Source organism: Chitinophaga sp. YR627 (assembly GCF_900114995.1).
In the GTDB taxonomy this organism is placed as follows: Bacteria; Bacteroidota; Bacteroidia; order Chitinophagales; family Chitinophagaceae; genus Chitinophaga.
This window is the reverse complement of record NZ_FOUX01000004.1, coordinates 25,314-46,546: the sequence shown is the minus strand read 5'-3', so window position 1 is coordinate 46,546 and position 21,233 is coordinate 25,314. Positions and strand designations below refer to the sequence as shown.

Genomic DNA, 21,233 nt, shown 5'->3' with positions numbered 1-21,233 from the left:
TATGTGACTGAAAAATATCTGTGTACATATGTAAATTTTCCTCTCTCTTAAAAAAAGGTTAAATTTTTCTTGGTGCAGAGAAAAAAAAATCTCTAAATTGTGGTCCTCAACCAAAATCTAAATCGTAATATGAAAGAGGCCGGAATCTCTTTATCCTGTGCTGCTATAGCTAGTAATGCAATTATGTCAACCTGTTTTCGACGGTATAGTAATATTTCCGTTAACGGCATGGGTGGGATCAATTCCGCTTCACAACAAACAACCATCCAGGGTCTTGCCGCCTTCATCCCGGATGGTTCTTTAAGATTCAACAACACCTTAAATTTCAACAACAAACTTATTGGTAAACAAGCTGTGGTTTAAACCCTGATAAAAGGTTTTTGCAATATGCCGCGTCTGATACCGGCAAAACAAAGGGAACCCGTTAAAAATTTTATTGTCAACTAAATCTAAATCGTATATGAAGAAAAGAGCGTTACTCTTTTTCACCATGCTCATGGTGAGTGTAACCCTGACGTATGCACAACAGCGTCAGATTACGGGGAAGGTCACCGGTGCAGACGGGTCGCCTATACCTTTCGCAACAGTACAAATTAAAGGGACATCAAGCGGAACCACATCTGACCAACAGGGTAATTTCAAATTATCTGTAACAGGCGCGAGCCCTGTACTGGTAATCAGAAGCGTTGGTTATGCAACAATTGATTACACTGTAGGTGCATCTTCTGCATTTACTGTACAATTAAAAGAGGAGGACAAAAACTTACAGGAGGTTGTAGTTACAGCCCTTGGTATTACCAGAAAAAAGAATGAGCTGGCTTATTCAGCGCAGACTGTTCAGGCAGAAGAGCTGAACAGAACACGTGATCCGAACGTTGTGAACTCCCTGTCCGGTAAAGTATCCGGTCTGGAAGTTAGAAGGAACAGCACCATGGGTGGTTCTACCAACATCGTACTGCGTGGTAACAAATCATTCCAGAACTCAAACCAGGCATTATTCGTAATAGATGGCGTACCTGTTGATAACTCTGTTGCAAACACACCTGACCAGACTACTGGTCGTGGTGGTTTTGACTACGGTAACGCTGCTTCCGATATTAACGCTGATGACGTAGCTTCTGTAAGCGTACTGAAAGGTGCCGCTGCTGCTGCGTTATATGGTTCACGTGCCGCTAACGGTGTGATCATGATCACTACCAAAAAAGGCAGATCAGGTATGAACGTAACTGTAAATACTGGTCTGACTGTAGGTACAATGGATAAGAGTACATTCCCTAAATATCAGAAACAATACGGTGCTGGTTACTATGATGTTGAAGATAACACTTACCAGTCTCCTGATGGTCATTTCTGGTATGCAGATATCGATGGCGATGGTACACGTGACCTGGCTGTACCAATGAAAGAAGATGCTTCTTTCGGTGCTAAATTCGATCCGAACCTGATGGTGTTCAACTATCAGTCACTCGATCCAAGATCACCTTACTACAAAAAAGCAAGACCCTGGGTTGCTGGTGAGCACGATCCATCCTACTTCTACAAGAATACACTGACTACCAACAATAGCGTAGCTGTTGACGGTGGTAACGATAAAGGAAATTTCAAACTGGGATACACCAAAACAGTTGAAAACGGTATGATCCCGAACGCACGTCTTGTAAAAGACATGTTGAACTTCGGCGCATCTTACAAGCTCACAGACAAATTAACTGCGAGTGCAAATGTGAATATGTCTAAAATTGATGGTAAAGGCCGTTACGGTACAGGTTATGACGAATATAACGTGAACCAGGCTTTCCGTCAGTGGTGGCAGATGAACATCGACATGAAAGATCAGAAAGACGACTACTTCAGAGATAAACTGAACAAGTCATGGAACCTGACAAGTCCTACTAATCCGATTCCAACTTATACTGATAACTTCTACTTCATGAGATACGAGAACTTCGAACAGGATGGTCGTATCCGCTACTTCGGTAACGTAACACTGAATTATCAGATCAACAGCTGGTTGTCTGTTTTAGGCAGAACAAGCATGGATACTTACAATCAGTGGCAGGAAGAGCGTAATGCTGTAGGTAGTAAAAATCCTTCTTCTTATTCAAGATATGACGGTTCTTTCATAGAGAACAACTACGATCTGATGCTGAATATTGACAAACAATTAAGCACAGATTTCAAATTAACCGGTTTAGTGGGTGGTAACATCAGACGTACACATGCGAAGTACCTCCGTGCTTCCACTAATGGTGGTCTCGTTGTACCTCACCTGTATTCACTGTCCAACTCTGTAAATCCGATGCTTGCTCCTGAAGAAGCAGATAGTCTGATGCAGGTGAATGGTCTGTTTGCAAGTGCAACGATCGGTTATAAAAACATGTTATTCCTGGATCTGGCAGGCCGTCGTGATGAATCATCTACACTGCCGGCTAACAACAATTCCTACTACTATCCAGCCGCTTCATTAGGCTTTACCTTCTCTGAAGTGGTAAAAGCTAAATGGCTGAACTATGGTAAAGCACGTATTAACTACGCTGAGGTAGGTAACAGTGCGCCCGCACAGGCATTGTACGATCCGTACGATAAGCCAAGTGGTTTTGGTAGCACACCTATTTTCTCTGTACCTGCTATCAAGAGAAATCCGGACCTGAAACCTGAGCGTACAAAATCATTCGAAACAGGTGTTGAACTCGCATTATTCGACAACATCCTGACTTTGGATCTGACTTACTATTCCTCCAAATCTGTTGACCAGATCCTGAGATTACCTATCTCAAGAGCTACCGGTTACGATCAGATGTTCATCAACGCTGGTACTATCCGTAACAGAGGTGTGGAAGTAAGCCTGGGTGTAACTCCGGTTAGAATCAAAAACTTCTCATGGACAGTGAATGCAAACTGGTCTATGAACAGAAGTAAAGTACTGGATCTGCCGGAAGGACTTGACTTTATCCAGTTAGGCGCCCTGCAGAGCAATGTGACGATCGGTCACGCTGCTGGTCAGGCATATGGTGTGATCCGTGGTAAAGACTTTATTTACGACAAAGCTACTGGTCAGCGTGTAGTTGAAGACCAGGAAGGCCAGGCTGTTTTGCCAGGTTACTATAAAACGACAGCAACAGCGAATGAAGTGATCGGTAACTACACTCCAAAATGGATTGGTGGTGTTACCAACACCGTTCGTTACAAAGGTCTGGCACTGTCTTTCCTGATCGATATCAAGAAAGGTGGTGATACTTACTCCCTTGACCAGGCTTACGGACAGTCAACCGGTATCTACGAAGAAAGCGTAAGACTGAACGATCTGGGTAAAAATATCAGAGATGACGTTTCACAGGGTGGTGGTATCATCTTCGAAGGTGTGACCAGTGATGGTAAACCTAATACACAGCGTGTACGCGTGAGTGGTACCCGTGGTCTTGGTGTGAACGGTTATCCAAACAAAGAGTTCATTTATGATGCAGGTTATGTGAAACTGCGTGAGGTGAATCTGACCTATTCCCTGCCAGGAAGCCTTGTGAACAACCTGAAAATATTTAAGGGTATCGACCTCAGCTTACTGGGACGTAACCTGTGGATCATCCACAAGAATGTTCCTTATGCTGATCCTGAAGAGAACCTGGCAGCAGGTAACATCCAGGGTTACCAGAGTGGTGTTTATCCTACATACCGCAACTTTGGTTTTAACGTGAGATTCCGCTTCTAAAAAAAACGAAACAAGCAACATGAAAAAGATATTTGTATATATGTCAGCGTTGTTAATGGCTTCGTCCTGTGCTAAACTGGACAGCCTGAACAGCGACCCGAAGAAAGCACTGGATGTACCTGGTGAGATGGTATTTACTTCTGCAGAGAAGAACCTGTTTGACCTGATGACGTCAAACAACGTGAACCTGAACGTATTCAGATTACTGGCGCAGCAGCAGTCTCAGGTAACCTACCTGGATGAAAGCCGCTATGATCTGGCTGCACGTAACGTACCACAGTTTTTCTGGCATTCGATGTACCGTGATGTACTGAAAGACCTGGATCAGGCGAGAATCCTGATCGAAGGAGTAGCTCCTTTGTCTGATGACCAGGCAGTGATTAAACAAAACAAACTGCTGATCATTGACATCGCACAGGTATACTCTTACTTCGTACTGGTAACTGCCTTTGGTGATATTCCATATACCAGCGCATTAACTACAGAAAATCTGTCTCCAGCCTACGATTTGCAGAGAACTGTATATGCAGATCTGCTGGCACGTCTGAAAAAAGATGTTGACGGTCTGAAAACTACCCATGGTAGCTTTGGTGGTCAGGATCTGGTATATGCTGGTAATGTTGCACAATGGATCAAATTTGCAAACTCCCTGCGTCTGAAAATGGGTCTGGTTGCCCTGGATGATCAGCAGTCTGCTGCTGTTGCAACAACCGCTATCAATGAATCAGCTGGTAACGTGATCGCTTCCCAGGCTGATAACTTCCGTCTGAAATATCTGCCTGCTCAGCCAAATACTAACCCAATCTGGGTTGACCTGGTACAGAGCAACCGTGCGGACTATGTACCTGCTAATACACTGGTGAACCTGATGAATTCAGTGAGTGATCCAAGACGTCCGTTCTATTTCACAGCTGTTGGCGGTCAGTATGTAGGTGGTACTTATGGTTCCGGTGCGGACTATGAAACCACTTCTCACATCAGCGCAAAAGTTACAGCAGCTGATTTCGAAGCACTGCTGATCGACTATTCAGAAGTAGAATTTGCACTGGCCGAGGCTGCTGCACGCGGAGGTCTGACTGTAACAGGTACTGCAGCTGAGCATTACAATAATGGCGTAACTGCTTCTATCACTTATTGGGGTGGTACTGTTGAACAGGCAAATACCTACCTGGCACAGGCATCAGTAGCTTATGCAACTGCTACCGGTACATGGCAGCAGAAAATAGGTACGCAGAAATATATCGCGCTGTACAACAGAGGATATGATGCATGGACAGAATGGAGAAGACTGGATTTCCCTGTTTTCAACGTCCCAACGGGCATGACCTATGCTAATATCCCTGTAAGACTGACTTACCCTGCCAGTGAGCAGAACCTGAATAAGAACAATTATGAAGCTGCCGCTAAGTCGATCGGCACCGACACATATGGAACCAAATTGTTCTGGAATACGAAATAAGCCCGTTTAGACTGCTCTGTACAAGATTTAGAATTGATAATAGCGCCTTCCTCAATCCTTAGGGGAGGGCGCTTTTTTTGTTAATACCCGAACCCTAATCAATTATGTTTGTTATAGCAGTAGAACCCGTTGTAAATCAATCAACAGAATAGCGATTGGATTTGCTTATAAGCATAAGTCGTAACAGCACATAATGGATCTTATTCTTCCGCTTGTGATTCATTAACCGCACCACCCCGGTGTACAAATAAATCGGAACCGTTATGCAAAAACATTTACTGTGTTTGTATTTTCTCTTTTGTATTATGACAGGGCTTTACGCGCAACAGCGTGAAGTTACAGGCCGCGTTACAGGAAGCGACGGCGTCCCCATCCCGTATGCTACTGTGCAGATTAAAGGTACCAGCAAGGGTACCACTGCAGACCAGAACGGGAATTTCAAGCTGCTGGTAGATGGCAATAATGCCATTCTGCAGGTCAGAAGTGTAGGATTTACCCTCAAAGAAGTTGCGGTAGGTGCCGGTGCAGCACTCGACGTTTCCCTTGCCCAGGATAACCGGAACCTGCAGGAAGTAGTTGTAACCGGTTTGGGTATCAAACGTGAGAAAAAAGCCCTTGGATATGCAGTCCAGGATGTCAAAGGCGATGACCTGATAAAAGCCAGCCAGGGTGATGCGCTCAGGGCTATGTCAGGTAAAGTAGCCGGTATGCAGGTAATAGGCTCCGGTGGTACGCCCGGCGCCGCCACCTTTGTAAAATTAAGAGGTACCAACTCACTGACTGGTAATAACCAGCCATTGTTTGTTATTGACGGTATTCCTGTGGATAATTCACAGAACTATTCCGGCGACCCCGCCGATGCGACTAACAACCTGCTCCAGGGTGCTACCAACACCAACCGTGGAGCAGATATCAATCCGGATGATATAGAAAGTATCTCCGTGCTGAAAGGTCCGGCTGCTGCAGCTATCTATGGTATAGATGCGGCAAATGGCGCTATTATTATTACTACTAAAAGAGGTAAAGCTGGTAAGATATCAGTTGATTTCAGTACCGGAATCTCTTTTGATAAAGTAAACAGACTGCCTGAGATCCAGAAACAGTTTGTGAAAGGTTCCGGTGGTGTACTGGCGGGTTTTGGTTCTACCAACAGGTATTCCTGGGGACCAAACGTAGACACCCTGTTCTGGACCGGCGTTCCTAATGAATACGACATTCATGGGGACGTAGTCGGCGCATCCAGTCCGAATGCCAAGGTGAAATTTGTGCCTTATGATAATACGGGCGATTTCTGGCGTACGGCCGCTACCTACAATAATACCCTCTCATTCACCGGAGGTACAGACGTTGCCACTTATCGAATGTCCGTCTCTCATAACTACCAGAACTCCATTGTACCGCTGCAATACAACCAGCGTACAGCAGTAGCACTGGCCGGTAATCTGAAGATCTCTGAAAAGATCAGGACATCCGCCAATATTAACTTTAACGTCTCCAATGGTAGTATGCCGCAGAATGGTAGTAACCTGTCAGGTATTATGCTGGGTCTCACCAGAACGCCTATTTCATTTGATAACTCCAACGGCGGACTGGATGCAGATGATCCCCGCACTTATCTGTTCTCTAACGGTCTGCAGCGTTCTTACCGTAATGGGATATATGATAACCCGTTCTGGACCATCAACAAAAACCCCTATACGACAGCAGTAAACCGTCTGATCGGTAGTTTACAGTTTGACTGGGACTTTATCAAAGACTTCACACTGACTTACCGTATCGGTACCGATGTGTATAGTGATAACCGTCATCAGTACTATGAAATACAGTCAGGTGCTTATAACGGTGGTCGTTTATTTGATGACAGATACACTTATAAGAGTGTCAACTCAGATGCGATCATTACCTGGGCAAGACAGCTCTCCAAAGACTTCAGAATGGATGTAAAGGTGGGTAATAACCTTTATTCCCGCAGAATGGACGAACTGTATGTACAGGGTGATGGTCTGACCTCTCCTGGTTATGACAATATCAGTAATGCTACCGTACAGAAGTCCTATAATTATGTCACCCCTTACAGAAGGATCTCCGGTTACTTTGATATCAACCTGGATCTGAAATCCATGTTATTCCTGGAAATTACCGGACGTAATGACTGGACTTCCACATTGCCACCTAAAAGCAACAGTTTCTTCTATCCATCTGCCAGCCTTGGCTTTGTCTTTACTGAGCTGGAAGGACTGAAAGATGGTAAAGTGCTGAGTTTTGGTAAGATCAGGTTATCAGCCGCACAGGTGGGTAAAGACCCCGGCGCTTTCCTGACCAAATCCTTCTCTGTACCTACTACCTATCCTGATGGATATACTACCGGTGTTTCCTTCCCATATGATGGAAAAGGTAGTTTCTCACTGAATAATGTACTGGGTAATCCGAATCTGAAACCTGAAAAGACCGTTTCTTATGAAGCAGGCTTACAGTTACAGTTCCTGGATAACAGGATCGGACTGGATGCGACCGCCTACCATTCAAAAGGTACCGATCTGCTGGTAAGATCTCCGATGGCAGGTTCTGCCGGTTACCAGTATGTGAACCTGAACGCGGCTTCTATCAGGAATAATGGTCTGGAAATGACCCTGAGCGCAAAACCACTGACCGGACATGCCTTTACCTGGGATCTGTTCGTAAACTACAGTATGAACCGTAGTAAAGTACTGGCTTTAGCGCCTGGTATCAATCAGATCACGGTGAATGGATTTACCGGTACAGTGATCGCGCATCTGCCTGGTCAGCCAGCTGGTATTATTTACGCTTATGGATGGCAGCGGGATGCACAGGGCCGTATCGTGATCAGTGATAACAGTGGTGACTTCGGTTATCCGGTGGTATCCAACGTACAGACAAGGGTAGGTAATCCGAACCCGGTATTCCTGATGGGTATTGGTAACACATTCGCCTACAAGGGATTCTCCCTGTATTTCCTGGTTGACTGGAAACATAAAGGTGATCTCTGGAATGGTACCCGTGGTTCCCTGCAGGCAATCGGAACATCTGCCTACACACTGGACAGAGGAAAAATGGAGGTATTCCCTGGCGTAATGGGACATCTGAGCGAGTCAGGAGAAGTAGTGCATAATGAAGGTGGTGCGGAAAAACCTGGCGGAGGTGCAGTAAATACGACCTCTGTACCGCTGGATGAAGCCTGGTACCTGGGTAATGGTGGTGGATTCGGTGCGCAGACAGAGACTTTCATAGATGATGGTTCTTTTGTGAAACTGCGTGAGATCACACTGTCTTATGACATCCCAGGCAGTATTTTCAAAGATTCCAGGTTTGTGAAAGGAATTAACGTGAACGCATTTGCACGTAACATCATTATATGGACTCCATACAAGGGGATAGACCCTGAAACCAGTTTAACAGGAGCTACCAATGCACAGGGTATTGATTATTTCAATATGCCGGGTACAGCCAGCTTCGGTCTGAACTTCAAGTTTAAATTCTAACCCTTTAAAAACGAATCACCATGTTACGGATAACCAAATATATACTGCCCTTACTGTTTTTACTGGTCCTCTCGCAGAGCTGCCGGAAGGATTATTTCTATAATGGCATTAACGATGACCCTTCACAGCTGAAGAACCCAACGGCGTCTTCCCTGTTGCCAGGTGTTATTCTGCAGAGTGCCTATACCTGGGGCGGGGATGCTTCCCGTTTCCCGTCTATTTTCATGCAACAGGTGACCGGCGCTGCTAATCAGTCCGCCAGCGCCAATATCTACAACATCACCCCCGATGATGTGGATAACATGTGGTATGCTGGTTTTTACGGGTCTATTATGACAAATATTGACACCCTGATCGCGGTAGCTACAGCAGCAGGTCAGCTGCATTACGCAGCAGTAGGTAAGATCCTGATGGCGAATGATCTGGGTCAGGTAACTGATTTCTGGGGAGATGTGCCTTATTCAGAAGCTTTCCAGGGATTGAACAATACCCAGCCGAAGTATGACAACCAGCAGGCTATATATACCCGTCTGCATACTTTACTGGATGAAGCGATCACTGATCTGGGAAAGGATGATGGCAGTGAATTCCAGCCGGGGTCTAACGACGATCTCCTGTTTGAGGGCGACCTGGATATGTGGCTAAAGTTTGCCCATGCGCTGAAAGCCAAATTCTACCTGCACACTGTAAAAGTGGACGCTACAGCACAGGCAAAAGCACTGGCGCAGCTGGCCAATGGATTTGAAGCCGGGGAAGGTGCTTTTGTAAAGTTTGTCGGCAGCAGTGCGACAACTACACAGGCGCCCTGGTACCAGTTCAATACCCAGCGTGCAGATATCATTTTCACCGGTTACCTGAATACCCTGATGAAGGGGGCCAATGATCCAAGGTATGCGGTGTATTATGATCCTTCTGATGAAAGTGCTTTAGGTGCTTTGTATGGTTCTGCGAATTCCCCCGTTTACTTCCTGTCATACGATGAGCAGAAGTTTATGGAGGCTGAATTACAGTTCCGTGCAAGCAATCCTACAGCTGCTGCGGCTGCCTATAATGAAGGCGTGAGGGCTAACCTGCAGAGGACGATCAATAACACCGCCTATCTGGCTACTGTATCCAAAACAGCGGCGACGATCACTTTGAAGGATATCATCACTCAGAAATATATTGCCCTGTTCCTGAGTCCTGAGACATGGACAGACTGGCGCAGGACAGGTTTTCCTCAGTTGACCGCCCCGGATGGTAACGTATTGGGCGGTGCACTGCCACGCTCCCTGTATTATCCGAGCAGTGAGGTGCGCTACAATACCAATACGCCGGCCAATACCAGGCTGACCCGCCGCATATGGTGGGATGCGCAATAACAGTATATAGAACGCTTCAGTGAACGATGTTTTAAAAAGAGACCTTTATATTAAGGTCTCTTTTTTACATTTGTACCGCAAAAGCGAAAACAATATGGAAAATCAGCAGGAAGAACAGGCGCAGCTCAATATTGAACTGAGCGAGGAAATAGCAGAAGGTATTTATGCCAATCTGGCCATTATTACCCATTCTAACGCAGAATTTGTGGTGGATTTTGTGAATGTAATGCCCGGTCTGCCTAAAGCCAAAGTAAAGTCCCGTATCATACTGACTCCTCAGCATGCCAAACGTTTCATGAGAGCGATGGTCGATAATATCAAGAAGTATGAAGCAGCACATGGTACTATTCAGGACCAGGAACCTGTTTCTGTTCCGATGAATTTCGGCGGACCTACAGCGCAGGCGTAATCCACATTATTGAACAGGCTGTACGGTAAGCATACAGGAAACAGGATAATCGAATCATGAGCCAGATAGTCTCTTATCCCCACTTACGGGAATTTACCAGATCGGTTTTTATTAAAATGGGTTGCCCTCCGCAGGACGCTGAAACGGCCAGCGAGGTATTGTTATCAGCTGACCTGAGGGGTATTGATTCTCATGGCGTAGCCCGCCTGAGCGGATATGTACGCTTATGGGAAGCCGGCAGGATAAATGCAACTCCCAATGTGCGTGTGGTACACGAAACACCCAGCACAGCTGTAGTGGATGGCGACGCCGGTCTCGGACTGGTGGTAGCACCCTTTGCCATGAAAGTAGCCATTGAAAAGGCGGCTGCCGTGGGTAGCGGCTGGGTGAGTGTAAAGAACTCCAATCACTTCGGTATTGCGGGTCAGCATGCAATGATGGCCCTCGAAAAGGATATGATCGGAATGGCTATGACCAATGCCAGTCCGCTGGTAGCCCCTACATTCTCCACGGAGCGTATGCTGGGCACCAACCCGATAGCGGTAGCGATTCCGGCGAAAGAGCAACCGGCATTTGTGGCTGATTTTGCTACAACAACGGCTGCCAATGGCAAACTGGAGATCCTCCAGCGCAAAAGCCAGGAAGCGCCCACAGGCTGGATCCAGGATAAAGAGGGGAATTCCAGTACCAATCCGCACGAGCTTAAATCCGGTGGTGCATTGCTGCCACTGGGTGGCGACCGTGATCATGGCAGCCATAAAGGGTACTGTCTGGGAGCGATCGTAGATATCTTCTCCGCGGTATTGTCAGGCGCCAATTATGGCCCCTGGGCGCCTCCATTCGTAAGCTTCCTGCCCCTGGCGCCGGATCCGGTAGGAGAAGGGCTGGGGCATTTCCTGGGAGCAATGAGGGTAGACGCATTCCGTCCGGCAGATGAATTCAAGGAGCACATGGACAAATGGATCACCCGTTTCCGCCAGGCAACGCCTGTTGCCGGTGAGCAGGTGCTGATACCAGGAGATCCTGAGCGGGAAATGGAGAAAGAGCGAAGAGTATCAGGTATTCCGTTACTGGACCCGGTAGTGAAAGATCTGCAGGAAGTAGCGGGAAAATTTAAATTGGATTTTTAAAGTCGACATAAAGGCACGAACTTGCGGCTTTTTACGCTCAATCTTGTACCAGTCAAACATATAACAATTCAACAGTAATGAAGATCTTAAAATTTGGTGGCACTTCCGTAGGTAAACCGGAACGTATGCATGCCGTGGCCAGTCTGGTAACTGCCGATACCGCGCCCAAGATCGTGGTATTATCCGCGTTATCCGGTACTACCAACGCTTTGGTAGAAATCGGACAATCCCTTTCTGAGGGTAAGAGGGAACAGGCAAAGGGCCAGATAGATAAGCTGGAAGCACATTACAGGACTTTTTGTGAAGCCCTGGTCAAGCAGGACGAGACCCGTGCAAAGGCGACCGCTGTTGTTGACGAGCATTTCGAATTCCTGAACATCATTCTTAAGATATCTTTCAACGAAGCGCTGAATAAGGATATACTGGCGCAGGGTGAATTACTGTCAACCCGTCTGTTCAGCGTATACCTGGAAGAAGCCGGCGTGCAATCCGTACTGCTGTCAGCACTGGATTTTATGAGCATCGATGAATATGAGGAGCCTGAAATTCCGAAGATCAAGATCAAGCTGGGCAACCTGCTGGAAAAACATAAAAGTGAGACCGTATTCATTACCCAGGGTTATATCTGCCGCAACGCAAGAGGCGAGATAGACAACCTGAAACGTGGTGGTAGCGACTATTCAGCATCCCTGATCGGCGCGGCTATCCAGGCAGCTGAAGTACAGATCTGGACAGATATCGACGGTATGCACAACAATGATCCGAGAGTGGTGAAAAAGACCTTCCCGATCGAGCAGCTGTCTTTCGACGAAGCAGCGGAACTGGCTTACTTCGGCGCGAAGATCCTCCATCCTGCATCTATATGGCCTGCACAGCATTTCAACATTCCGGTGAAACTGCTGAACACTATGCAGCCGGAAGCGAAAGGCACTATCATCACCGAACTGCCAAGTGGCGACGGTGTGAAGGCAATCGCTGCTAAAGACGGTATCATCGCTATCAAGATCAAATCCAGCCGTATGCTGCTGGCTTACGGTTTCCTCCGTAAGATCTTCGAAGTATTTGAGAAATACCGCGTACCTATTGACATGATCACTACTTCTGAAGTAGCGGTTTCCCTGACAATAGAAAATACTCCTCAGCTGGACCAGCTGCTGAAAGAATTGCAGCCATTCGGTTCTGTTGAACTGGATCACCACCAGACCATCGTATCTATCGTTGGTAATGAAGTAGCGGCTACTCCTTCCATCCTGAAGAAGATCTTCGATTCACTGAACGAAGTACCTTTACGGATGATCTCTTACGGTGGCAGCCGTCACAACATCTCCATCCTGATCGGTGGACAACACAAAGAGAAAACATTACAGTTGCTGAACAAAGGTTTATTCAACCTGGGTTAAGCACAGTAATAAAGGATAAAAAAAGGGTCTGCCTGATGGCGGACCCTTTTCTTTTATAACAATGTTTATTGGTCTTCAAAGTAACCGATCTTTCGCATATAGCTGATCTCTATAGAGAATACGCCATATTCTTCTGTGACCTTCCCCTGTAGCATGTAAAATCCGCCCTTTTGGAAGGGGTATTTGCGCAGGATATCCGGGAAGTGGACCGTATCAATAAAGTCGCCGTTTATGTCCATAAAGGTCCCGAAACTCATAGGAATGCCTTTGCTGGTATGGATACCTTTGGTACAGACGAGATAACCCAGCGCATTGATCGTTTGGCCGGTGTAATGCCTGAAATTATTTGCAGTAATATACCTGCTCTGATCATGTTGCAGAATGGTGAAAGGAGAGCACAGGGGAAACCCCAGCAGCGCAATCTCTTCAAATGCATTTTCATGTGCGGTGTAGGCCAGCATGGGTAGTTGACAGTCTGGCAATTCCTCGCGGAACAAGGGTTGTATATGTTCTGCATGTGGCGACTTCGCTTTCAGTAAAAGGCTGCTTTTCCACAATAACTCTTTCTTTGTGTAAGTGTCGAAGTTAAAGGCGCCTATTCTGATGAGGATATCCAGTTGCTCCGGAGGAGGCGCTATACGTGTAGTGAAGTCTTCCAGACTGGCATAAGCGCCGTATTGCTGTCGTTCTTCCAGTAGCCGTTCCATCCATTTTACCTCCAGTCCTTCTACATGGATAAAACCCGTGTATACGATATCATTGTTGATGCGCGTCAGGTAATCACTGTGATTGATACAGGGTGGTTTGATGGTAACACCAGTTTTCTGTAGTTCCCGGAAATACAGTTCTCTGTTATAAAAGCCGCCAAAGTTGTTAATAACCGCAACCATGAACTCTGCGGGATAATATGTTTTCAGGAACAGGCTCTGATAACTTTCTACCGCAAAACTTGCAGAGTGTGCCTTTGAAAAGGAGAAACCGGAAAAGCTGGCGATCTGTCGCCAGAGCTCAGCTGTCACGGCTTCTGGTCTGCCGAGTTTTTTACAATTGCCGAAGAACTGCTGTTCTATTTTCTGAAAATCTCCCTGTCCACGGTATTTACCGGCCATTGCCCTGCGTAAGATGTCTGCATCTGCCAGGTCCATATTTGCATATCTGCTGACGATCTTAATCACATCTTCCTGATAGACCATGATACCGAAGGTTTCACTCAGCACTTCTTTCACGATCTCATGGAGGTACACGACCTGGTGCTGGTTACGGTAGTTATGCACATATTGCCGCATCATACCTGATTGTGCTACGCCGGGACGTATCACGGAACTGGCGGCGACCAGCGTCAGGTAATCGTGGCATTCAAGTTTCAGGAGTAACTGCCGCATGGCAGGTGATTCAATATAGAAGCATCCAATGGTATTGACTGTCTGCAATGCATGTTTTACCCGTTCATCGCGCATGAATGCTTTTACATTGTGGATATCTATCTCATCGCCTTTGTTTTCTTTGATAATGTTGATCGCATCACGGATATGTCCGAGACCACGCTGACTGAGAATATCAAATTTGAACAATCCGATGGCTTCTGCCTGGTGCATATCCAGTTGTGCGGTACTGAATCCTTTAGGCGGCAGATAGGTGCTGCAATGCTGATGAATGGGTGCTTCACTGATGAGGATACCGCCTGCGTGAATGCTGAGGTGGTTCGGAAATGCCTTGTTATCATTAGACATCAGCTGACTATACCGCAGGATCTTCTGCTGTACATTATCGCCGGAGAGATCAGGATTGAAAGGTGTATCCAGGATCTTATCTATCTCATGTTTTGGCAGACCGTATACCTTACCCAGTTCACGAATGGTGGCATTCTGCTGGAAAGTGGTGACGGTACCTAAAAGCGCGGTATGTGCGGTACCATATTTTTTGAATACATATTCAATGATCTCATCCCTGTCTTTCCAGGAGAAATCGATATCAAAATCTGGTGGGGAACTACGGTAAGGATTGAGGAACCTTTCAAAATAGAGGTTCAATTCTATGGGATCGACGTCTGTTATTTTCAGACAATATGCGATAATGGAATTAGCGCCACTGCCACGGCCTACATAGAAGAATCCACGTTCCTGTGCGTAACGGATGATATCCCAGGTAATGAGAAAATAGCCATTGAAATGCTGCCCCTGTACTACGTCCAGCTCTTTTTCTATCCGCTCTTTTGCTTCCGTATTATCCGGTCCGTAACGTTCTAGCATGCCTTCATACGCGAGTTTACGGAGGAGCGTATGATCTTCCTCTTCACTTGTGGTAAAGTATTTTTTATTGCGTGGTGACTTAAAATCAAAGCTGATCTGACAGGCGTCCATGATACGCACGGTGTTGCTGATGATATGCGGATATTGTTCAAAGCTGTCGAACAGATCGCCAGGTGAGATGAACATTTCATCCGCCTGTGCCGCAGTATGATCCTGCAACTGACTGATCAGGATATTCTGATCGACAGCGCGTAGGATGCGATGGAGCTGATAGTAATCCGCATCCTGGTAAGTGACAGGGTGCAGGATGACGAGTTTATCCTGGAAGGACAGGGTATCCACCCGGAATAGTTTGTTGATATCCCGCTTGCGGATGCCAACGAGTTCATGTTCATAGAGATCCTTTAGCGGAACGGTATTCCAGGTATAAATAGCGAATACACCGGGGAATGCAGGTGCACGGTCGGGGAAGGGCAGGTCTTTATGCAGATGATCTGATAAGAATCTGTTGATATAAAACCAGCCATCCATATCACGGGCCAGCAGGATGTATTTAAGATCGTGATTGTTCCTGCATTCCAGTCCGATAATAGGTTTGATCCCATTATCCTGACATTCCTTTACAAAGTTCCAGGTATCCGAAGTGATATTGATATTGGTGAGCGCCAGGGAGGTGATGCCCATCTGCCTGGCTGTTTTCACCAGCTCTTTTGTGTCGATGGTACCATAGCGGAGGCTGAAGAAAGTTTTGCAGTTCAGATACATAAGCGTTGGTTTATCTCACTTTGGGATACGGCATAATATCCGGCTGTTTTACATCCGCTTTTTTCGACTGGGGAACTGCATTGGTACCCCGCATCAGGTATTGCCATCCGAAGCGGTTTTTGATATTGTCTATGGCCTGGTAAAGGGAGATCATTTCCTGTGTGTCATCGAACAGACTGATCTGATGGTTGCCGTGTACCAGGTGACTGAAGCGTACGCCTATCAGGCGGATGAGCAGTCTTCTGTCATATAGTTTGGTAAACAGTTCTTTGACCTTTTCCAGGAGCACATGGTCGCTGCTGGAGTAGGGGATGGTCATCTGTTTGGTAACGGTTTCAAAATCGGAGTAGCGGATCTTGACGGTGACACAGCCGGTGAGTTTATCCTGCTGTCTGAGTTCGAAGGCTATTTTCTCCGTCATACGCACGAGTTCCGCATGTATGAACTGCATATCGATGGTGTCGGTATGGAAAGTATTTTCGGTGGAGATAGACTTTTGTTCATGGTAGGGTACAACGGGCGATTCATCGATACCATTGGCTTTATTCCATAGGGAGATACCATTTTTTCCCAACCAGGCTTCCAGCAGGGAAAGCGGTATTTCGCTCAGCGTTTTTACGGTTTCTACTCCGCGGCGGCGCAGCTGGCTGGCTGTTTCCTTACCCACCATGGGGAGTTTTTCCACCGGCATAGGTGCAAGGAAAGATTTCTCATTTCCAAAGAGTATTTCCAGCTGACCATTGGGCTTAGCCTCGTTGGTAGCTACTTTAGAGATCATTTTGTTGGAGGCGAGTCCGAAAGAAACGGGTAGTTGCGTTTCCCGCATAATATGCTGGCGTAATTCGGCGGTCCATTTCATAGAACCGAAGAATTTGTCCATCCCGGTGAGGTCGAGATAGAACTCGTCGATAGATGATTTCTCGTACAGTGGAGCTTTATCAGCTATGAGTCCGGTTACTTCGCGGGAGATCTGGCTATATTTTTCAACGTCGCCTCTTCTGACGATAGCGTGGGGACATAATTTAAGCGCAACCTTCATCGGCATGGCAGAATGGATGCCATAGCGGCGGGCTTCGTAACTGCAGGCAGCTACAACGCCCCGGTCGCTCATACCGCCGACGAGCAGTGGTTTTCCCTTCAGGCTGTTATCGTCCCTGCACTCCACTGATACGAAGAAGCTGTCCATGTCGAAATGAGCGATGGATCTGTGTTGCAAAGAAATCATACAAGTAAATAATGGTCATGAAATGATGATCCCTGTGAATCCTCATGTCAGACAAATTTACTAATAATTTTAGTTGATGCTAATTTTATTAGCAGGATTAACAATTAATAACAAATTGGTGGGAATAATGGTTATTAATGATATGAGTGCGACAAGCGGGTACGCTATTTGTCACGATACATTCAAACAAAACACTTTCTCATGAAAAAGCCTGATATTGGCCAGGAACTGCTGTTATTGTTATTATTAGTGCTGCCGATGGTTTATCTGGGAATCATCTGGCCTTCCCTACCGAGTGTTATGCCGACTAACTTCAGTGTCAATGGAGTGGCAGACCGTGTTGGCAGCAAGAGTGACTTTCTTTTACTGATGACCTTTTTATTCCTTACGAATCTATTGTTATACTTTTTGTTCAGATACATTCCGCACGTGGAAGACGAGGCGGAGCTGCATCATCAGGAAATGACGCTGTTTCAGCGAAAGTACTATCAGATCCGGTTTATGATCCACATCTATCTGGCGATCTTTACGGCTGCCATCATCTTTATGGCCAGTCAGGGACATCCGTTTGTGATAGAGCGCTGGGTATTTACGGGTACAGGATTGCTGATCGGTGTAATTGGACTTTTCCTGCGCAAGGTGGAGCCTAACTACTTTGTCGGGGTAAGAACCCCCTGGACCTTAAAAAGTGAGGAAATCTGGCGGGAAACGCATGCTTTCGCAGGTACGCTCTGGTTATGTACAGGTGCGGCGACCATTGTAGCCGGATTCTTCCTGCCGGTGGTGACAGGTACCTTCCTGTTGATCTTTATAGGGGGGATACTGGCAGCGTTGCCTTACATTTATTCTTATCGTCTTTTCTATACGGATAAGGGATAGCAGCAGAAAGTGGTCTACAAATAAAAAGCAGAAGCCGCCTCCATATTATTGGAGGCGGCTTCTGCTTTTTATATTTTGTGCTACTTTCAGATTAGAACCATCCTCTGCCGGCACCCATTGCTGTCCATGGCCATGGAACGCGTGCAGCCAGGATTACCAGCGCCAGCAGGAAGAATATCAGGGACAGTTTATGTCTCTGTGCATCAGAAGATGCCTTCTTTACTTTAGAACGGCCGATGTGTACCAGTGCGATAGCGATGATAGCAGCGAAGGCATGTTCTACGGCGAAGTAACGATATGGCGCCTGGCGCATTACTTCTCCACCCATTGATTGAAATGCTTTCATTGCCATTGGGCTGATGAAATACAGTACGATCCCTACCAGTAACTGAATATCCAGAGAGATCATAAAGAAAAGGCCCGCTTTTTTGTCAGCGCTGGTGTAAGCTGAATTGCTACTAACGCCTTTTATCGCGCGGATAATTGCCCAAATACCGGTCAGCACAATTGCCCATCTTAACAGCGAGTGAATAGTTACCAAGGTGTCCATAATAAATATTGAGTTGGATTTTACGATTTTATGGGGCAAAAATAAGTTAAGCTGACCGGAATATATTTGGTAATTATAAAAATTATATGCTAATTTTGTTAGTAATGTACTAAATTATTTAGATTATGTCCATAGTATGCCGCAATCTGAAGTTCCTGCGCAAGCAGAAGGGCTGGACGCAGCAGGAGTTTGCTGATAAATTAGGTATCAAACGCTCCCTGCTCGGTGCTTACGAAGAAGAACGCGCAGAACCCCGCACAGAAGTATTGGAACTGGTTAGTGACATGTTCCGTATATCCATTGATGATTTGTTACGTCGCGATGTAGGCTCTCAGAAGGAAAGCTTTCTGGAAAAACGCCGACAGCAGAAAATGGGCAGCGACCGTCAGGTGATTGAGTTCGTACCCGTAAAAGCAGCAGCTGGTTATCTCGCCGGTTATAATGATGATGAATTCATCGAAGAATTGAACACTTTTACTTTACCTATGATGGGGGCCGGTAATTACAGGGCTTTTGAAATAGCTGGAGATTCTATGCTGCCGACGCCTTCCGGTTCAGTGATCGTATGTCACAAAGTAGATGGCTGGGAAGAGATCCGCAATAATGAAGCGTATATCGTTGTGACTAACCGTGAGGGTATTGTGTATAAACGTATCCTGAAGACCAACCGTAGTAAAAGTAAGATCACACTCGTTTCTGATAATCCGCAGTATGAACCTTATGCAGTAGGTATGGAAGATGTGCTGGAACTCTGGCAGTCAGATGCTGTTATCAGCAAAAGTGGTCAGCAGAGCCGTCTTAGTGTGAATCATCTGGCGGATATGGTGAGCCATCTGCAGGATCAGGTGAGTATGCTGAAGAAGCGTATTAAAGACTAATGATCGTTTTGCGTTTTCAACGGCAATGTTCGTAGTAACCCCACAGCTTGTGAAATGATTCGTTAAAAATATTAACGGCGAATGGTTATCTGGATACAGATGAATCATTCGTCGTTTTGTTTTATACAGCTATAGCTATCAGTAAAAGTAATATTCAGGTAGCAACGAATTACCCCCAGATCTCTGCCGCAGCGCTGAAAGTATTACAATGTGCATTTACAATATCCCTGATCTGTGTGGAATATCCACCGCCCATAGCTACCGCACAGGGGATACCATGTTGCTTTAAAGTGCGAAATACCATTTCATCGCGCTTACGACAACCTTCATGTGTTACCTGCAATTTCCCATAACGGTCTGTTTGCAGGATATCCACACCGGACAGATAAAATACAATATCAGGTTTTACTTTATTGATCAGCACAGGAAGACATTCACTCAGTGTACGCAGATAATCAACATCATGCATACCATCTGGTAAGGGTACATCCCAGTCGGATACTTCTTTATGAAACGGATAATTATGTGCGCCATGCATACTGAAAGTATAGACCTCCGGTCTTCCTTCAAATAAAGCAGCAGTACCATTTCCCTGATGTACATCCAGATCAATGATCAATACCTTTTTTACCATTTGCTGATGCAGCAGATAATTAGCGGCTATGGCAAAGTCATTCAGCAGACAAAAGCCTTCTCCGCGATCTGCAAAAGCGTGATGCGTACCTCCTGCCACATTCAGGGCAACGCCGTATTTCATTGCATGCAACGCACAGTCGATCGTACCCTGGCTGATAACAATCTCGCGTAAGGTTAATGCCGGTGATTGTGGCAGACCAATACGTCTTTGTTCTTTGTCAGATAATGTCTGGTGTTGCAGCTGATGCCAGTAATGTGCGGTATGTGTCAGCAGGATCGTCGCTTCTTCTGCCGGAGCAGGTATATGCAGTTGCTGTTCGCTGATAATACCTTCCCGCAACAATTGTGCAGGGATCAGTTCATACTTGACCATCGGAAAGCGGTGACCTTCCGGGAGTGGATGTGCAAATATGGGATCGTAGGCAACCAGCATTAATTGACTTTTAAGACGCTGTTTTCAGCAATAACAAATACTGCCTCATCAAGTGCAGGTTCTAAGGTAGCGAGGCCCGTAAAACGGCCAAAAGCAGGCAATATGCTGCAATGTTTTCCGAAGTAAAAGCAGGGGAGGCGCAGACGTTGTCTGCCAGCGCCGGCTACTACTACGCCCGGATGCAGGTGGCCGGAAAAGGTGTACCCGGGTGTGTCGCCTTCTTCGCAGGGCTCGTGTACGAAATGTATATCACGGATGCAGAGCGTATCAAACACTTCAAGATTCAGTGTCGCATATACGGCGTCAGGTAAGATATCATGATTACCCTTTACCAGTTTGAAAGATATATTGGCAAACTGCTGCCGCCAGAGTCTGAAATAGGCTACGTCATTGTTCTCACGGCTGTGGAACATATCACCTACTATGATGATCTGTGAAGGATTATAAGCCGTGATCAGTAATTGCAGCCGGTATAGGTCATTCTGCCCGATATTGGCAGGTACAGCAATCCCTGCTTTCCTGAAATGTGTGCCTTTGCCCAGGTGCAGATCTGATACTATCAACGCCTGTTCTTCCTGCCAGAAAATAGCCCTGTGTGGCGATAAATGCCAGGTCTGGTCCTGGTATCTGTAAATCACATCCTCCATATCTTC

General features: G+C 46.2%; 15 protein-coding genes. 10 read left to right on the top strand and 5 right to left on the bottom strand.

The genetic code is table 11. The features are described from left to right. Positions 1-129: 129 nt before the first annotated feature. From BMZ72_RS36375 to BMZ72_RS20740, 8 genes are all read left to right on the top strand, one after another. Positions 130-363: a hypothetical protein gene (locus BMZ72_RS36375; protein WP_143087735.1), complete on the top strand. Its 234-nt coding sequence runs from the start codon at positions 130-132 to the stop codon at positions 361-363. 97 nt (positions 364-460) lie between these two features. Next, positions 461-3,706, top strand: coding sequence for a SusC/RagA family TonB-linked outer membrane protein (locus BMZ72_RS20770; RefSeq protein ID WP_089811648.1), 3,246 nt, complete (start codon positions 461-463; stop codon positions 3,704-3,706). A 19-nt stretch (positions 3,707-3,725) separates the two neighbouring features. Next, positions 3,726-5,165 carry a SusD/RagB family nutrient-binding outer membrane lipoprotein gene (locus BMZ72_RS20765; RefSeq protein ID WP_089811647.1) on the top strand — a complete coding sequence of 480 codons (1,440 nt, stop codon included), beginning with the start codon at positions 3,726-3,728 and terminating at the stop codon, positions 5,163-5,165. A 263-nt stretch (positions 5,166-5,428) separates the two neighbouring features. Next, a complete protein-coding gene (locus tag BMZ72_RS20760) occupies positions 5,429-8,665 on the top strand; it encodes a SusC/RagA family TonB-linked outer membrane protein (protein WP_089811646.1) in 3,237 nt (1,078 codons plus the stop codon). Positions 8,666-8,685: 20 nt separating this feature from the next. Then, positions 8,686-10,026: a SusD/RagB family nutrient-binding outer membrane lipoprotein gene (locus tag BMZ72_RS20755; protein ID WP_089811645.1), complete on the top strand. Its 1,341-nt coding sequence runs from the start codon at positions 8,686-8,688 to the stop codon at positions 10,024-10,026. Positions 10,027-10,120: 94 nt separating this feature from the next. Beyond that, a complete protein-coding gene (locus BMZ72_RS20750) occupies positions 10,121-10,435 on the top strand; it encodes a DUF3467 domain-containing protein (protein WP_089811644.1) in 315 nt (104 codons plus the stop codon). A 56-nt stretch (positions 10,436-10,491) separates the two neighbouring features. Then, a complete protein-coding gene (locus BMZ72_RS20745) occupies positions 10,492-11,565 on the top strand; it encodes an Ldh family oxidoreductase (RefSeq protein ID WP_089811643.1) in 1,074 nt (357 codons plus the stop codon). 77 nt (positions 11,566-11,642) lie between these two features. Further along, a complete protein-coding gene (locus BMZ72_RS20740; RefSeq protein ID WP_089811642.1) occupies positions 11,643-12,965 on the top strand; it encodes an aspartate kinase in 1,323 nt (440 codons plus the stop codon). 65 nt (positions 12,966-13,030) lie between these two features. Here BMZ72_RS20740 and BMZ72_RS20735 read toward each other — a convergent pair whose 3' ends face one another. Both BMZ72_RS20735 and dinB read right to left on the bottom strand, forming a co-directional pair. Next, entirely contained in the window at positions 13,031-15,979 is a 2,949-nt protein-coding gene (locus BMZ72_RS20735; protein ID WP_089811641.1) for a DNA polymerase III subunit alpha, read from the bottom strand. A 10-nt stretch (positions 15,980-15,989) separates the two neighbouring features. Further along, complete coding sequence (gene dinB / locus BMZ72_RS20730; RefSeq protein ID WP_089811640.1) at positions 15,990-17,204, bottom strand: DNA polymerase IV; 1,215 nt, start codon at positions 17,202-17,204, stop codon at positions 15,990-15,992. 201 nt (positions 17,205-17,405) lie between these two features. Between dinB and BMZ72_RS20725 the strand changes: the two genes are divergently transcribed. Then, positions 17,406-18,083, top strand: coding sequence for an SdpI family protein (locus BMZ72_RS20725; protein WP_089811639.1), 678 nt, complete (start codon positions 17,406-17,408; stop codon positions 18,081-18,083). 91 nt (positions 18,084-18,174) lie between these two features. On the opposite strand, the gene BMZ72_RS20720 is transcribed toward BMZ72_RS20725, so the two are convergent. Further along, entirely contained in the window at positions 18,175-18,633 is a 459-nt protein-coding gene (locus BMZ72_RS20720) for a hypothetical protein (RefSeq protein WP_089811638.1), read from the bottom strand. A 125-nt stretch (positions 18,634-18,758) separates the two neighbouring features. On the opposite strand from BMZ72_RS20720, the gene BMZ72_RS20715 reads away from it, so the two are divergent. Beyond that, positions 18,759-19,511 (top strand): XRE family transcriptional regulator, encoded by a 753-nt coding sequence (locus BMZ72_RS20715; RefSeq protein ID WP_089811637.1) that lies wholly within the window; start codon positions 18,759-18,761, stop codon positions 19,509-19,511. A gap of 169 nt (positions 19,512-19,680) precedes the next feature. Here BMZ72_RS20715 and BMZ72_RS20710 read toward each other — a convergent pair whose 3' ends face one another. Together BMZ72_RS20710 and pdeM are read right to left on the bottom strand one after the other, a co-directional pair. Further along, positions 19,681-20,580, bottom strand: a complete 900-nt coding sequence (locus BMZ72_RS20710) for a histone deacetylase family protein (RefSeq protein ID WP_089811636.1) — start codon at positions 20,578-20,580, stop codon at positions 19,681-19,683. Beyond that, positions 20,580-21,227 carry a ligase-associated DNA damage response endonuclease PdeM gene (pdeM, locus tag BMZ72_RS20705; RefSeq protein WP_089811635.1) on the bottom strand — a complete coding sequence of 216 codons (648 nt, stop codon included), beginning with the start codon at positions 21,225-21,227 and terminating at the stop codon, positions 20,580-20,582. The genes BMZ72_RS20710 and pdeM overlap by 1 nt, the downstream gene beginning before the upstream one ends. Positions 21,228-21,233: the final 6 nt, after the last annotated feature.